General features: G+C 49.4%; 15 protein-coding genes and 2 pseudogenes. 12 read left to right on the top strand and 5 right to left on the bottom strand.

Annotated features, from left to right (window positions below):
• Positions 1 to 157: 157 nt before the first annotated feature.
• Positions 158 to 841 carry a xylose isomerase gene (locus tag ABDK09_16435; GenBank protein ID XAW88646.1) on the bottom strand — a complete coding sequence of 228 codons (684 nt, stop codon included), beginning with the start codon at positions 839 to 841 and terminating at the stop codon, positions 158 to 160.
• A complete protein-coding gene (locus tag ABDK09_16440; protein ID XAW88647.1) occupies positions 825 to 1478 on the bottom strand; it encodes a xylose isomerase in 654 nt (217 codons plus the stop codon). The genes ABDK09_16435 and ABDK09_16440 overlap by 17 nt, the downstream gene beginning before the upstream one ends.
• Positions 1479 to 1806: 328 nt before the next feature.
• On the opposite strand from ABDK09_16440, the gene ABDK09_16445 reads away from it, so the two are divergent.
• Together ABDK09_16445 and ABDK09_16450 are read left to right on the top strand one after the other, a co-directional pair.
• Positions 1807 to 2424 (top strand): MFS transporter, encoded by a 618-nt coding sequence (locus tag ABDK09_16445; GenBank protein XAW88648.1) that lies wholly within the window; start codon positions 1807 to 1809, stop codon positions 2422 to 2424.
• Positions 2405 to 3211, top strand: coding sequence for an MFS transporter (locus ABDK09_16450; GenBank protein ID XAW88649.1), 807 nt, complete (start codon positions 2405 to 2407; stop codon positions 3209 to 3211). Before ABDK09_16445 ends, ABDK09_16450 begins: the two co-directional genes overlap by 20 nt.
• A gap of 118 nt (positions 3212 to 3329) precedes the next feature.
• Here the strand turns inward: ABDK09_16450 and ABDK09_16455 are convergent, their stop codons facing one another.
• Both ABDK09_16455 and ABDK09_16460 read right to left on the bottom strand, forming a co-directional pair.
• The gene (locus ABDK09_16455) at positions 3330 to 4262 is read right to left on the bottom strand and encodes a substrate-binding domain-containing protein (GenBank protein XAW88650.1); all 933 of its coding nucleotides are present in this window, start codon (positions 4260 to 4262) and stop codon (positions 3330 to 3332) included.
• Positions 4219 to 4524, bottom strand: coding sequence for a XylR family transcriptional regulator (locus ABDK09_16460; protein XAW88651.1), 306 nt, complete (start codon positions 4522 to 4524; stop codon positions 4219 to 4221). The genes ABDK09_16455 and ABDK09_16460 overlap by 44 nt, the downstream gene beginning before the upstream one ends.
• A gap of 195 nt (positions 4525 to 4719) precedes the next feature.
• On the opposite strand from ABDK09_16460, the gene xylB reads away from it, so the two are divergent.
• The 6 genes from xylB (at position 4720) to ABDK09_16490 (ending at position 9608) form a co-directional block, all read left to right on the top strand.
• A complete protein-coding gene (xylB, locus tag ABDK09_16465; GenBank protein XAW88652.1) occupies positions 4720 to 5724 on the top strand; it encodes a xylulokinase in 1005 nt (334 codons plus the stop codon).
• The gene (locus ABDK09_16470; GenBank protein ID XAW88653.1) at positions 5663 to 6217 is read left to right on the top strand and encodes an FGGY-family carbohydrate kinase; all 555 of its coding nucleotides are present in this window, start codon (positions 5663 to 5665) and stop codon (positions 6215 to 6217) included. Before xylB ends, ABDK09_16470 begins: the two co-directional genes overlap by 62 nt.
• A 224-nt stretch (positions 6218 to 6441) precedes the next feature.
• The gene (locus ABDK09_16475; protein XAW88654.1) at positions 6442 to 6819 is read left to right on the top strand and encodes a hypothetical protein; all 378 of its coding nucleotides are present in this window, start codon (positions 6442 to 6444) and stop codon (positions 6817 to 6819) included.
• 1179 nt (positions 6820 to 7998) lie between these two features.
• Entirely contained in the window at positions 7999 to 8244 is a 246-nt protein-coding gene (locus tag ABDK09_16480; GenBank protein ID XAW88655.1) for a hypothetical protein, read from the top strand.
• 235 nt (positions 8245 to 8479) lie between these two features.
• A complete protein-coding gene (locus ABDK09_16485; GenBank protein XAW88656.1) occupies positions 8480 to 9346 on the top strand; it encodes a 5-methyltetrahydropteroyltriglutamate--homocysteine S-methyltransferase in 867 nt (288 codons plus the stop codon).
• Positions 9318 to 9608 (top strand): hypothetical protein, encoded by a 291-nt coding sequence (locus tag ABDK09_16490; GenBank protein ID XAW88657.1) that lies wholly within the window; start codon positions 9318 to 9320, stop codon positions 9606 to 9608. The genes ABDK09_16485 and ABDK09_16490 overlap by 29 nt, the downstream gene beginning before the upstream one ends.
• Positions 9609 to 9726: 118 nt before the next feature.
• On the opposite strand, the gene ABDK09_16495 is transcribed toward ABDK09_16490, so the two are convergent.
• On the bottom strand, positions 9727 to 10587 hold the full coding sequence (locus ABDK09_16495) for a DMT family transporter (GenBank protein ID XAW88658.1): 861 nt from the start codon (positions 10585 to 10587) through the stop codon (positions 9727 to 9729).
• A 360-nt stretch (positions 10588 to 10947) separates the two neighbouring features.
• Here ABDK09_16495 and ABDK09_16500 point away from each other — a divergent pair.
• The 4 genes and pseudogenes from ABDK09_16500 (at position 10948) to ABDK09_16515 (ending at position 15471) form a co-directional block, all read left to right on the top strand.
• Positions 10948 to 12205 (top strand): annotated as a pseudogene (locus tag ABDK09_16500) (aromatic amino acid transport family protein).
• A 291-nt stretch (positions 12206 to 12496) separates the two neighbouring features.
• A pseudogene (locus ABDK09_16505) lies at positions 12497 to 13454 on the top strand (HlyD family efflux transporter periplasmic adaptor subunit).
• On the top strand, positions 13451 to 14377 hold the full coding sequence (locus tag ABDK09_16510) for an ABC transporter ATP-binding protein (protein ID XAW88659.1): 927 nt from the start codon (positions 13451 to 13453) through the stop codon (positions 14375 to 14377). The pseudogene ABDK09_16505 and the gene ABDK09_16510 overlap by 4 nt, the downstream one beginning before the upstream one ends.
• A complete protein-coding gene (locus ABDK09_16515; protein ID XAW88660.1) occupies positions 14374 to 15471 on the top strand; it encodes an ABC transporter permease in 1098 nt (365 codons plus the stop codon). Before ABDK09_16510 ends, ABDK09_16515 begins: the two co-directional genes overlap by 4 nt.
• Positions 15472 to 15685: the final 214 nt, after the last annotated feature.

A 15685-nucleotide genomic window follows, 5' to 3' on the forward strand; every position in this document is an offset into this window, starting at 1 on the left:
GCTGGGCACAGGTGGCTGAATATTATTCAGTGCCTGTGACCAGCCCGACCGCTGTCACTTCTGCCCTACCCGACTTTCCGTCCCCTACAGACGAAATGAAGTGACAGCGCTAAACTTAGGGTCTCATCACCCTTGGGTTTAGTCGAAAATATATTGGTTAATCGAAAATATATCGGTTAACCACGTTTTCCAGATACTCTTGTTTACCGGACTCACGCTGTGGCTGAATTTCATTATCGACCGCGTATTTTGCCAGAGTTTCCAGATTGTGATCGCCGGACAGAATCGCTTTACCCAGCGGCTCATTCCAGCCAGCGTAACGTTGCGCGATATTTTTGCCCAGTTTGTCATCTTCCAGCATACGAGCTGCTTTTTTCAGAGCCAGCGCCATGGTATCCATACCACCGATATGACCGTAGAACAGATCTTCAGGGTCGATAGACGGACGGCGCAGACGTGCATCAAAGTTCAGACCACCGGTGGTAAAGCCACCTGATTTGAGAATTTCGTACATCACCAGAGTGTTTTCTTCCACACTGTTCGGGAACTGGTCGGTATCCCAGCCCAGTTGTGGGTCACCACGGTTAGCATCGACTGAACCAAAGATACCCAGAGATGTTGCGGTCGCAATTTCATGCTGGAAGCTATGGCCTGCCAGTGTAGCGTGGTTCGCTTCGATGTTGACCTTCACTTCATTTTCCAGACCAAACTGTTTCAGGAAACCGTACACAGTAGCGGTATCGTAGTCGTACTGGTGTTTGGTCGGTTCCTGCGGCTTAGGTTCGATCAGAATCGTGCCTTTGAAGCCAATTTTATGTTTATGCTCAACCACCATTTGCATCAGGCGACCCAGTTGTTCGCGTTTCCTGACGTAAATCAGTATTAAGCAGAGTTTCGTAACCTTCACGGCCGCCCCACAACACGTAGTTTTCGCCGCCCAGACGCTGGGTGGCATTCATCGCGTTAAAGATTTGGGTTGCCGCGTAAGCAAATACTTTCGGATCCGGGTTAGTGCCTGCACCAGCCATGTAGCGAGGGTTAGAGAAAGCATTCGCCGTACCCCACAACAATTTGACGCCACTTTCCTGCTGTTTGGCTTCCAGCTTATCGACCATGCGGGCAAAGTTATTCACATACTCTTTGATGCTGTTGCCTTCCGGCGCTACATCCACATCGTGGAAGCAGTAAAACGGTACGTTAAGTTTTTTGTAAAATTCAAACGCCACGTCGGCTTTCATCATTGCCAGTTCCATCTCACTGCCCGCTTTTTGCCAAGGGCGGTCAAAGGTACCGTTACCAAATACATCAGAGCCCGGCCAGACAAAGTTGTGCCAGTAACAAGCGGCAAACCGCAGATGGTCTTTCATCGATTTGCCCATCACCATCTGATCCGGATTGTAATGACGGAATGCCAGCGGGTTATTGGATTCAGGGCCTTCAAACTTTATGGAATCTACATTAGGAAAAAAATCATTCATAATCTTGCTCTCGTTATTTTAGTGAGTGTGTCAATCCGTTGCATTTGAATAACGTTCCATCAATCAAACGTCAGGAATAACTTTATTTTCATTGATAACAGAGAATCTTCAATTACGAATTTTCGCAACCTAGTTCAGATATCTTTCAACTGTGATACTCGCCACACTTCCAAATCAATACCAAACAAAACAATGACTTACTTAAAAAGTAACTTTAAGATCACAATTACAAAATATCATAATGATGATGATTTATTCCGTAATTTATTTATCAGGATTTACTTACAAGAATATTAGCGCCCTACAAAAAATATAACGAGGAATAAACATGAATAATAAAGTCAACGTGCTGCGCCTGACTCTGGTGGTAGCACTCGGTGGGCTCTTATTTGGTTATGACACTGCCGTCATATCAGGAGCAACCGAAGCACTACAATCCTATTTCCAACTGACTCCGGCCGAACTCGGTTTTGCCGCCTCTTCCGCTCTGATCGGCTGTGTACTGGGTGCCATTGTCGCCGGTGATTTCAGTAGCCGTTACGGCCGGCGTGGCGCACTGAAAATCGCTGCCTTGCTGTTTCTGATCTCAGCCGTCGGTTCAGCGATTCCGGAAAGCTACTGGACCTTCGTCATCTACCGTATTATCGGGGGTGTCGGTGTCGGTATCGCGTCCATGGTTTCGCCAATGTACATTGCGGAAGTCGCCCCGCCGAAAAAGCGTGGCGGACTGGTCGCCTGTAACCAGTTTGCGATCATCTTCGGCATGCTGGTGGTCTATTTCGTTAACTACGGTATCGCTCTGATTGGCACTGAAACCTGGCTTAATACCACCGGCTGGCGCTATATGTTTGCTTCTGAGGTGATTCCGGCGGGCCTGTTTCCTGCTGCTGCTGTTTACTGTACCGGAAACGCCACGCTGGCTGGCGATGCGGGGCAGAAACGATGAGGCTTACTCACTGCTTAAAGCACTTAACAATGGTAACGGTGCAGATGTCGATCACCAATGGCAGGACATCCAGTCTTCATTCAAGCAACACAACAGCACATCGATTGTCGCCAGCGGATTCTTTGGTGTACTGGTGATCGGGATTATGCTCAGTGTGCTGCAGCAGGTCACCGGCATCAACGTATTCCTGTATTACGCTCCGACCATTCTGAAAGGCTTTAGTAACTCCAGTATCGATATTGCATTGCTGCAAACCATTCTGGTCGGTGCCGTCAACCTCGGCTTTACTGTCGTTGCGATTGTGACCGTGGATAAATTCGGCCGTCGCCCGCTGATGATGCTGGGTGCAGCCTTAATGGCGGTCAGTATGATTGCGATTGGTACCGCGGCTTATCTCAATGCTATCGGCGGATATCTGCTGATCTTCGTACTGCTCTACATCGGTGCATTTGCGCTGTCACTTGGTCCAGTGGTCTGGGTGTTGCTGTCAGAAATTTTCCCTAACAGTATTCGTTCTAAAGCATTGTCAATCGCCGTGTTTGCTCAATGGGCCGCAAACTTTGTGGTCTCGCAGACTTTCCCGATGATGAACGATCCACAAAGCAGTGTGTACCAAACCTTTAACGGTGGCTTTCCGTTCTGGTTATACGGCGTGATGGGTATCTTTACCATTTACTTTATCTACAAGTGGGTACCGGAAACCAAAGGTAAATCGCTTGAGGAACTGGAAGAATTATGGGAGAAATCTCCCAAACCCGGTGAAGAGAAGATTATTACTAATCATTAAATCTGAACTGAGTACTCAATTTGGAACCAAGAACTAAATCTAAACCAAGTACTCAGTCTGAAAAAATAATAAGCCTGCAAATAGCAGGCTTATTTATTGGCAGCGTTAGTGAACTGAATTAATTATTTTCTTCACTTCCGTTCGAGCGATATTCTTTGGGCGTTTTACCAAACGCTTTCTTGAATACCGAATACATATATTGCAATGATGGGTAGCCACATGCCTGAGCGATTTCTGCAATCGGCAATTCAGTGGAAATCAATAAATTTTTCGCTCGTTCTAATTTTGCTTCATGAATTTCATTGTGGATGGAGTACCCGCGCTCCTGGCGAAAACGCGCTTCCAAATTGGAACGGGAGATACCGACATGATGCAGTACCTGCTCGACTTTGATCCCTTTACAGGCGTTATGACGGATAAAATGTAGCGCCTGAATCACGTAAGGATCGTTGAGAGCCTGAAAATCCGAACTCTCTCGTTCAAACACCTTAGTTGGCGGGATCAACACCCGGGCAGGATTGATGGTCATCGCCTCGCCTTGCTCTTTCTTATCCAGCAAACGATGCAGCATCTTGGCGGCGGTATAGCCCATCGATTTACACCCCTGGCCGACCGAGCTCAGAGATACTCGGGTGAGATAACGCGTCATCTCTTCGTTATCAATACCAACCACAGCGATACGGTCCGGCACCATTAGCCCCAGCGCATCGCAGGTTTGCAGTATGTGTCTGGCCCTCGCATCCGTTACCGCAATGATCCCAATCGGGTTGGGCAGACGTTGCAGCCAGTCGGCCAGTCGGTTCATATCATATTGCCAACTGAGCGGGTTAGTCTTATTGCCACGATAGACCGAATGAAAATAGTCATTTTGTGTCGCCAGTTTAATAAACGCACTTTCCCTTTCGGAAGCCCAACGCTCCCAGGATTCATGGGGAATACCGTAAAAGGCAAACTTTTCAATCCCCTTATCCCTGAGATGGTTAAACGCCATCTCCACCAGCGCATAGTTATCCGTCGCAACATAGGGAAACCTCCGGGTATTGCTGTTCATCTTTGTAAGAGCCACCAATACCGACCACCGGGATCCCCGAATCCTTGAGCAGCGACTCGATGGCCGGATTATCAAAATCGGCAATCACACCGTCACCGCGCCAGGCACGGAAATGATCAATATTGGTGGTGAAATCTTCTTCAACAAAAATGTCCCAATGAGTTTGCGATGCGTGTAAATATTCGCCGATACCCTCCATAATTTGCCGGTCATAAACTTTATTGGCATTAAATAGTAAAGAGATTCGATAATTTTTATCCATAGGCAGCAACCACTTGGTCAAAGAATTGGCGGAGTTTAACAATATCGTACAAAAAATAATGTGATCATTAAGGGAGTCGCTAAATATCTAAACGCAATTAATAAAAATCATAATTGAGACCGCACAGCAAATGAATAGACTGGTTGCAGTACCCTAAAAATAACAAACTGGCCTACGCCAAAGAGGACATAAATTATGTATATCGGGATTGATCTGGGCACGTCAGGTGTCAAAGCCATTCTGCTTTCTGCCAGCGGAGAGATACTCGCCTCAGCAACCACAGCGATGACAGTCTCTCGTCCTAAGCCTTTATGGTCTGAACAAGACCCAAAACAGTGGTGGGATGCCACTCTCAATTCACTGTCAGAGCTGGGAAAACAACATAGTCTGCAGCAGGTCAAGGCGATTGGTCTGTCCGGACAGATGCACGGCGTGACTCTGCTCGACAGCGCAAACCAGGTATTACGTCCTGCCATCCTATGGAACGACGGACGCTGCGAACAGGAGTGCCTCGAACTGGAGCAACTCGTGCCGGAGAGCCGCGCTATTACCGGCAACCTGATGATGCCGGGATTTAGCGCACCCAAGCTGAAATGGCTCGCCAAACATGAGCCGGAGTGTTTTGCACGCGTCGCTAAAGTGTTGCTGCCCAAAGACTACCTGCGCTTCCTGCTCAGCGGCAACTTCGCTAGCGACATGTCCGATGCCGCCGGCACCATGTGGCTTGATGTTGGTATGCGAGACTGGAGTGATGAGCTGCTCTCAGCCTGTGGCCTGAGCCGCAAGCAAATGCCACAGCTGTTTGAAGGCAATCAAATCACCGGCACACTCAGCCCGGAGCTGGCAGAAAAACTGGCGATGCCCTGCGTACCGATCGTCGCCGGAGGCGGTGATAACGCGGCCGGAGCGGCAGGCGTTGGGATCGTCAAGCCTGGTCAGGCGATGATCTCACTGGGCACATCCGGGGTTTACTTTGCGGTCAGCCAGGGGTTTACCACCAACCCGACAGCCGCCCTGCACTCTTTTTGTCATGTACTGCCTGGCACCTGGCACACCATGTCGGTCATTCTCAGTGCTGCGTCCTGCCTTACTTGGGTAGCGAAGCTGACCGGATTTGATGACGTGCCAGCGATGATGCATGTACTGGAACAAGAAACGCCCGCAAACCGATGTTATTTTTCTGCCTTATTTGTCCGGTGAGCGCACGCCGCACAACAATCCGAACGCCAAAGGGGTGTTTTTTGGTTTAACTCATGACGCCAGCCCGGCCCATCTGGCCCAGGCGGTTCTGGAAGGGGTTGGTTTCGCGCTGCAGGATGGACTGGACGCGCTGCACATCACCGGAGACGTACCCGAAGAAATTACCCTGATTGGCGGCGGCGCGCGCAGCCCGTACTGGCGCCAGCTGCTGACCGATATATTCAACAAAGATCTGGTTTATCGCGAGGGTGGCGATGTCGGCCCGGCCCTGGGAGCGGCACGATTGGCGCAACTGGCCATCGAAGGCGATCGTGCCTCCATTGAGCAGATCTGCTCGCAGCCGCAGTTAGTAGAAACTCACACTCCGCAGTCAGCGGCCCACCAGACGCTGGCGGAAAAACGCAAAACCTTTATCCTCCTCTATCAGCAACTGAAACCGTTGTTCCATGCTGATTTCCCTGCTAGCCAGACTGATTTTCCTGCAAATAAATAGCCTGACCATGCCCGCCGCCGTTTGACGTGCGGGCAACCTCAACGCTGACAACAGACACCAATTATCCCAAGGATTGGTCTACAAACGTGGGCTTAGTATTCCAGCCGGGTACAAGGCCACGCTCAACTGCACACCACAAAATTCTGAATCCGAGGCAATAAAATAGTGTCTATACGCTAGAAATTACGCTAACTTGAAGGTACCACGTCGCTTGGAGAAGAGTTATGGCTGATATCATCGATCATTCGCTTAGTGAAATTCGTCGTGAACTAAAAGAACGGTTAACCACTACATTATCCACCCGTCCTATCGCTCGTGAAGCGTGTTACCCGCGCTTACTCACCATGCTCACCTATTATCTGGTCTATGAAGAAGGAGAAATCAGCTACCCTCACTTTCTGTCTCAGCTCAGCCTGGCAGAAAACCAATGGCGCTGCTTTATTATCTTTGGATCGTCCCTCAGTCAGCAGGAAACTGAGGGCAATTATCGACACCTCTCACCGTCACCAGCAAGAGTTAGACCCGATTTTAAACACCCTGGGGATGTATTTACCTTAACTCGCTGTTTTGTAATTCAAGTAAAATCCGGGGCGCAACGCTGATGTTGCGCCTTATAAAACCGACACTTATCCACAGCAAACGCCACAAGTTGCCAACAGCTACGCACAACATCATTTTAATGCTTGCATTCACTATAGGTTTGGGTGTATGTATATGAATATTCGATGACATGTTAAACCCGATTTGGTTTGACACACTACTGTCATACAGGCTGGTTAAGGTAAACCAGAGTTATGAAGAAAACATCGAAACTTGTAAGAATAGTGCTGCGAAAAAGCAGGCATCTTCGGTTATGTCAGATTCGGTTAAATCAGACTCAGTTGTATCAGACTTACTCATAGCAGACTGAGTCACAACAGACTGAGTTATAGCAGAATAATAGTCATAACGTCTTAAGTGCTGAAGCGTAGCAAAGTAAACCTGAAAATAAGCCCACAAAGGGCGTTACTTATAAAGGAGATTACTATGAAAAAAATGAGAAAAGCTCAACTGCATCGTGTTCGTATTCAATATTGGAAAGATACGAAACAAGCAGAGAAAAAATCATAGTTATACGACCGCCATCTTGGCACAGAAATATTAGTCAGAAACCTATTAGTGACAAGCCAATGCGTTAACAACTAATCAGGAATGCACTAAGTAGTTACGGATCAGGTGGTCACGGACTACATCATTAACACCAACAGCCTCAGAATAACAGTCAGAGGCAAAACCAATAGAAACTGGCAATCCCGGGAGGTAAACATCCTACCCGCCTCCTTAATATTGCCAGTTCAAAAATACCCTTGTTAACAAATCACCTTGTTAACGAAGCACCCTGTTAACAAATCACCCGGACAGCTCAACCACAATTTGTAGATCGCAGGTATGATCCATAAACGTGGCCTCTCATGTCTTTAGCAGTTAAAAGCAAAGCTCTGACCCGATAAAGCAAAGTTCAGACCCGATTGGCCGACATTTTACCTAAAGCACCTTCATTTTGACCCGGATCAAACTATTTCCACCCTTCATTCCGTTTAGTTAATTATCCACCCGCTATTACAAAGATTCGATCTAAGAAAATCCGACTGGCGGCAAGAGCTCTTTTCCTGCTTAGCTATACTTAAACTGTAGTTGGGGCATCCTTGCTGTATACGGCTGCGTAAATTCATACGTTTCAATTGAGCTTACTATGTACACTAAACATCGTTCTTACACTTTGGCTGGAAAGGAACACTACCATGCACTGGTCATGGTGGATCCGACAGGTTATTTACACATCGATATCATGGAGGAAAGCGACGAAACTTGACGGTGAGTTTGAAAGCCTGAGTTTCAAAACTCAGGACCGGAAAACTGAGCTGACTTGTCAAGACGCCGAGCACGACTGGCGTATTGCTCTGCAGGGTCAGGATGCACGAGAACTCGTGACTCTGATTGAAGAAGCGAAAGAAGAGTATGAAACACTGATGCGTGATCTGTGTTAATTGTGGTAATGACCACCAGGCCGACAGTTATTTTTAATCACCCCTCTAAACTCTGAACCGGAAAACCTGTAACGTTTTCCGGTTCTTTTATTATGCCTTATGTTATTTGAGCTCAATTAAACAACAACATGAATTTCCTTCATGTTGTATATGAAAAAATATGGATTAACAGGACGTCTAGCCATCCATTACTCTAGCCTTAACAACGCAGAATAAATAACAAGAGGTATCTGTCATGGCTAATCGCCCTCCTTTCCGTACTGACTCCGTAGGCAGCTTTCTTCGTCCAGCTTATCTTCATCAAGCTCGCCGCGAATTTGCAGAGGGAACCATCAACCGTGCTCAGTTAACCGAAGTCGAAGATAAAGCGATTCTTGAGCTGATCGACCAACAAAAAGCAGTCGGCATCAAAGCCATCACTGATGGCGAGTTCCGCCGCGGCTTCTGGCATATCGACTTTCTGGAAAATCTGACCGGTATCGAAGGTTACACGGCTGAGAGCTACAACCAGAAATTCCACGGTAAAGCAGCGCCGGCTTACAACATCCGCGCAACCGGAAAAATTGCATTCAATCCAGAGCACCCATTCCTGGACCACTTTGAATTTCTGCTTAACGCAGTGGGCACCGACAGTGAATTTGTGGCTAAAGCGACGATTCCCAGCCCAACCATGATTCTGCGTCAGGAAGTTCTGGCTAATGATGGTTCTTCAAAAATTCATCAGCTTTATCCGCAAATTGAAGAGTTCTACCAGGATCTGGCGCAGACTTACCGTGACGCAATTGCCGCATTCTATGCACGTGGCTGTCGCTACCTGCAATTTGATGATACCAACTGGGCGTTCCTGATCGATTCAAGCAAGCGTGAAAGCCTGATCGAAAAAGGCATCAACCCGGATGAGATTGCAAACGTATGTACGCAAATCATCAACGAGTCACTGCGTGACAAGCCTGAAGACCTGATCGTGACCACTCACATCTGTCGCGGTAACCACGCTTCTTCATGGCTGTTCTCAGGCGGCTACGAACCAGTAGCTGAAGCCCTGTTTGCAACTCAATACGATGGCTTCTTCCTTGAGTACGACTCAGAGCGTTTCTGGTGATTTCGCGCCGCTGCGTCACTGGTCAAACAACGGCAGTCAAATTGTACTGGGTCTGATCACCTCTAAGTTCCCGGAACTGGAAGATGCAGAGCAAGTGAAAGCGCGCATCCAGGAAGCCACTCAGTATGTACCGCTGGAAAATCTGTGCATCAGCCCGCAATGTGGCTTTGCATCGACTGAAGAGGGTAACAAACTAACTATCGAACAGCAGTGGGATAAAATCCGCTTCCTGACTGAAATCGAGAAACAAATCTGGTCTTAATGATTCAGTGCAGATGGTGACAGCATCATAGTCACGGAAAAGACAAAGGGCGCCGCAGCGCCCTTTTTGCTTTTTTATATGTTGTATTTTGTGTTTTGGATAGCGCTCGCCGCACCAACTAAGCTCTCATGCTACTGAGACGGTACAGTACCAGCGAACCAAGCAGCATCGCACAGCCGATAATTTTATTGAGCGGCATCGACTCATCGTAAATCCAGACACTCAATATCATGGTCCAGACCGGTTCAAGCAGCATCAGCAGTGCCGCATTGGTCGGATTGGCGTGTTTTTGCCCCAGGGTCTGCATCAGATAACGCAAACTGGTTGCCAGCAATACACTGAGCGCGAACCACTGCCAGGTGATGATGCTGACATTTTCCGGCCAGGTTTCCACACTGTAAGAGAGCACCAAACCCAGACATCCGGTTGCGAACAGCTGCAGCGTGGTGAGCAACATCGGTGAAAAACGCGCCGAATACTGACTGTTAAAGTTGAAATGCACAGCCAGCCCCACCGCCGAAACCAGGAACCACATCTGATTGGCGGCAATATTCCATTCTCCGTTCCAGGCCAGTAAAAACAATCCGATTACGGCGATCGGTAAAGACAGCCAGAACGGACGACCCGGACGACGTTTAAACAGTGCCCAGGCAACCAAGGGCACAAACAGCATCGACAGACTCATAATAAACGCCCCCTCACCCAGCGTGTCACTGATTGAGATGGCGTAGATCCAACAGAAAATAGAGCCGCCAAGAAAGACGCCGACGCCCATCGAGCGCAAAATTTCGCCACGCGGCGCTTTGCGTAGCGCAGGCAAACAGAATGGCAATAACAGCAGCGAAGCGGTAACGAAACGCAGACCGATAAAGCCTATCGGCGGCAGCCCTTCAATGGCTTGTTTGGAAAAGACCCAGCCGGCACCAGCCAGCAAGGTTGTGATAATCAGAATGAATTCAGCACGCAGGTTAGCAAACATGATCAGTTGTTATTATTGTTAAACAGGCAGATGTTAATTGTGAGGCATATCCATAGACAACTCCACTACAAAGCGCTTTTATTTCTGTAGGTTAGCCAACGCAGCTCATGCCAGACACCAAAAGGCAGGCAACACTTTGTTAACACAACTGAACACTAGAAAATAGATATTTTTTAGTGTTTTATTCCACATTTAAGATTAAAACACAGAACAATAACCTGTAATTTTGCAAAATACCTAGTCTCATTCATCAGAGAGTAACAAATCTGTCAGTCAATTTGACCAGCATCACAATGTGATCATATCTGCCAATGGTAGTAGGATTTGCAATATTATAATTCACACCATGGCATTATTTCAGTGAAAGAAACTCAAGACGCCGTCGATTTTGGAGTATCCACTACTCAAACCGGCTGGAACAAACACGATACACATTGGTTACTCAGCTTATTTGGCACTGCCGTTGGTGCCGGTATTTTATTCTTGCCGATCAACATTGGCCTCGGCGGTTTTTGGCCACTGGTGCTGATGGCACTGCTCGCCTTCCCGATGACTTACCTTGCCCATCGCGGTCTGGCACGCTTCGTATTGTCTTCGAAACAATCTGATGCAGACTTTACCGATGTGGTTGAAGAGCATTTCGGTGCCCGCGGCGGACGCCTGATCTCGCTGCTCTACTTTTTGTCGATCTTCCCGATCCTGCTTATTTACGGCGTTGGGATCACCAACACGGTCGACAGTTTTCTGGTCAATCAGGCCCAGATGGTATCGCCTCCGCGTGCATTACTGTCCGGCGTTTTGGTATTTAGCCTGATTGCCATCATGCTGGGCGGTGAAAAAATCATGTTGCGCGCCTTTGCCGTGATGGTCTATCCGCTGGCAGCGATTCTGGCGGCATTGTCGCTGTATTTGATCCCTTACTGGAGCATGCCATCACTGGCCATCCCGGCGGCGGGAGATTTCCTGCAAACCGTATGGCTGGCGATTCCTGTCGTGGTGTTTTCGTTCAGTCACGCCGCGGCGATTTCAAGCTTTGCCAATATTCAGCGCCGTCACTATCGCAAGCAAGCTGTGGTGAAATCTGAGCAAATCCTTAAGCGCACCAGCGTCATGCTGATTGCGTTTGTACTGATGTTCGTGTTTCTCCTGCGTTCTCGCGCTGTCGCCACAACAACTGCTGGAAGCAAAAGCGCAAAATGTGTCGGTATTGTCTTACCTCGCCAACGCCACCAATAACCCGTTTATCGCCACGCTCGGCCCCTTGGTTGCCTTTGTTGCGATTACATCATCATTCCTGGGCCATTTCCTGGGTGCGCGTGAGAGCCTGAATGGGTTGCTGACCAAGTACACCAAACTGCCGGTTGCGCTGGCAGATAAGCTCGGCATCGCATTGATGTTTATCGCTATCTGGTTTGCTGCGGTGATGAACCCGAGCATTCTCGGCATGATGGAAGCTCTGTCCGGGCCGGTAATCGCCATGATCCTGTTTATTATGCCGATGATTGCTGTCTTCAAAATCGAGGCACTGAAAGGCTATCGTAAACACATGGGAACATACTTTGTACTGCTAGTCGGCGTACTGGCCGTCTCAGCCCTGCTGTTCAGCTTGTTAGGATAACCGTCCGGTTATCCTTCATTAACGGCCCGCTATGCGGGCCGTTTTCTTTTGTACATGTTTCGTTATACATAGCGCTAACTCGTAAGCGGCTAACTTTCCCTCAATATTGAAATCAGCGAGAAACGTTAAAAGCAACGAGCGGTCAATTATGCGGGCTATGCGGCGGTTACCCGGCAGACTCTGTCGTACACTGATGATAACAATAGAGTTGTTGGCAAAGTTCGCGACGAATCCTTCAACATGTTTGAGCAACCCAATTAAATGTGTTTCATCAATCCAAAGGAACAATGCATGCTGCGCGCCTGGTTTTGGTTACTGATTATTCCTTTGCTGACGGCATGTGGTCAGCAGGACGCATCTCAAGCTCTCGGCACACTTGAGCGTGACAGGGTCACTCTTTCCGCCACCAGTAATGAGATTATCCGCCAGTTGCCGGTAGCAGAAGGCAATCAGGTGAGTGTTGGCGACGTATTGGTCGAGCTTGATGCCACAGAGCAAAAGGCCGTGCTGGCCCAGTCGCTGGCTCAACAGGCACAAGCGCAGGCAGCGCTGGCGAAACTGACCCACGGAGAAAGAATCGAAGACATCGCAGTGGCCAAAGCGCAACTCGACAGTGCCAGAGCGCAACTGACCGAGGCGCAGCAAACGTATCGCCGTGTGGCCGAGCTGGTCAGCAAAAGTCTGCTCAGCCAGTCCGAGCTCGACCGGGTCAAAGCCAGCCGTGACACCGCACTGGCTGAGTTAGCCTCCGCTACTGAGCAATTGACTAAACTGACGGCCGGCGCACGAATTGAAGATATCGATCAGGCGCGGGCACAGCTGGCGGCCGCACAGGCACAAGTCGCGCTACAGCAACAAAAACTGGCTCAGCTCACCGTCACAGCAACCCGCGATGGCATCCTTGACAGTCTGCCCTATCATCTTGGTGAACGTGTACCAAGCGGCGCTGTGGTTGCAGTTTCTGCAATCAAAGGGAGCGCCCTATGCCCGTGTTTACGTACCGGATCGGGTACGCACACGCTTTACTCCCGGCCGCAGTGTGACGGTCCATGTTGACGGCACACAAAGCAGCTATCAGGGCACGGTGCGCTGGGTGGCGACTGAGCCCTCTTTTACGCCATATTACGCTCTGACCGAAAATGAACGTGCCCGGCTGATGTATCTGGCCGAGATCGATTTACCTGCCGACGCGCACAACCTGCCATCCGGTGTGCCGGCCCAGGTTGATTTTCCGCAGGAGGCGCCATGAGCGATCTCGCCATTGAAGCGCGCGGCGTCAGTAAGTCATTTGGCGATTTCACTGCTATTCAGGACATCAACCTCAATGTCCCCACCGGCAGCATCTACGGTTTTCTCGGCCCGAACGGATGTGGTAAGTCGACCACAATTCGGGTTCTGACCTGCCTGCTCACGCCGACTAAGGGCAGCGTTAATGTACTCGGCCTCGACATTCCGCGTCAGTCAGAAGCCCTGCGCCTCGATATCGGTTATATGACACAAAAATTTTCTCTGTATGACGACTTGAGCGTGGAAGAGAACCTGCAGTTTATCGGTCAAATCTTTGGCATGAACCGCCAGGCATTACGCCAGCGAACCAATCAGCAACTCGCCACGTACGGCCTGGATCAACGACGTAAGCAGCGGGTCGGCAGTATGAGCGGCGGACAAAAACAGCGTCTGGCGTTAGCCAGCGCGACGATGCACCATCCGCAATTACTGTTTCTTGATGAACCGACCTCGGCGGTGGATCCGGAAAACCGGCGTGAATTCTGGGAGCAACTGTTCGACCTCTCAGCCCAGGGGACAACCATACTGGTCACCACCCACTATATGGACGAAGCGGAGCGCTGCCATCGCCTGGCCATTATGGATGCGGGCGAAATTCGTGCTGATGACGAACCGGAAAAACTGATGCAGCAAATGGGTGTGCACGTGGTCGAAGTAACCGCTCCGGATTTACGCCAGTTGAAAGAGACCGTCTTAAAACTGTCAGAGGTCCGCTCTGCCGCCCAGCTGGGCGTACGATTGCGGGTACTGATCTACCGTCATATTAACGATCCGGTGCAGTGGCTGCGCCGCACCCTGCCGCAACTGGCACAAGCCAACATCACGCTGGCGCGTCCCAGCCTGGAAGATGTGTTTGTCACTGTAACCGGGAAGAATCGCCAATGAACAGTCTGTTTCGGATTAAAGCAGTGATGATTAAAGAGTTTCGCCAGCTATCGCGTGACCGCATCACCTTTGGCATGGTAATCATGATCCCTCTGATCCAGCTGTTACTGTTCGGGTTTGCCATCAATACCGATGTACGCAGTATCCCGGTGGCAGTGGTCGATAACAGCCAGTCCGTCACCGGACGATGGCTGACAGAATCGGTTCGTGTCAGCCAGGTGGTCGAGATTAAACATGTCTACACTACCGCCCGGCAGGCTCAGCAGGCGATTGCCAGCGGCGAAGTACGAGCCGCGCTGATCATTCCGCCCGATCTGAACCGCCGTATTGAAGATGGACGTGAACTTGGCCAGTGGCTGATAGACGGATCTGACACCATGATTGCCAGTGCGATCTCCGGTTTGCAGACGATGCCGACTGAAGAGATAGCGTTTCACCGCCACGCTGCACCCTCTGCCACATTTGCCATTACCCTGTTTTATAACCCCAGCAAACGGGCCGCAGTCAATATCGTCCCCGGCTTGCTTGGCGTAATACTGACCATGACCATGATTATGTTTACCAGCGCCGCGATTGTACGTGAGCGGGAACGAGGTAATCTGGAGCTGCTGATCACAACCCCGGTGCATTCGATAGAGCTGATGATCGCCAAAATCATCCCGTATATTTTTGTCGGCCTGATTCAGGTGTTCATTATTCTTGGCCTTGGTCATGTGATTTTTGCCGTGCCGATTAATGGCGCAGTCAGCCAGATCTTGTTCGGCACCCTGCTGTTCATCTCCGCCAGCCTGACCCTGGGGCTGATGATTTCAACCATTGCTACCACGCAACTGCAGGCGATGCAGATGACGGTGTTTATTCTGCTGCCCTCCATCCTGCTGTCCGGATTTATGTTTCCTTATGAAGGCATGCCCGTTGCGGCGCAGTGGATTTCCGAAGCCCTGCCCGCGACCCATTTTATGCGTCTGATTCGAGGCATTGTGCTGCGCGGCGCAGATTTGGTTGATCTGTGGCGGGACAGTTTATGGCTGGCCGCTTTCACTCTGCTCGGCCTTGTGATGGCTTCTTTACGCTTTAAGAAATCTCTCGATTAAGTTCATTGAGTTAAAATGACAAATTAATCAGTAAACTCGGCAATACATTTTGTATGTTTGTGATTCAACATTCAGGCTTTACTAATATATAAAGCCTTTCTATACCGCGCCTGAGCGTATAATTGATGGAGTAAATGCATTAGAAAATATAGGGCACCCTTGCGGTTGACTAAAAAGTAACCAGGTTCTAACTTTTTACATTAGTCGTCATCAC

The sequence above is a fragment of the Vibrio sp. CDRSL-10 TSBA genome (genome assembly GCA_039696685.1).
Lineage (GTDB): Bacteria > Pseudomonadota > Gammaproteobacteria > Enterobacterales > Vibrionaceae > Vibrio.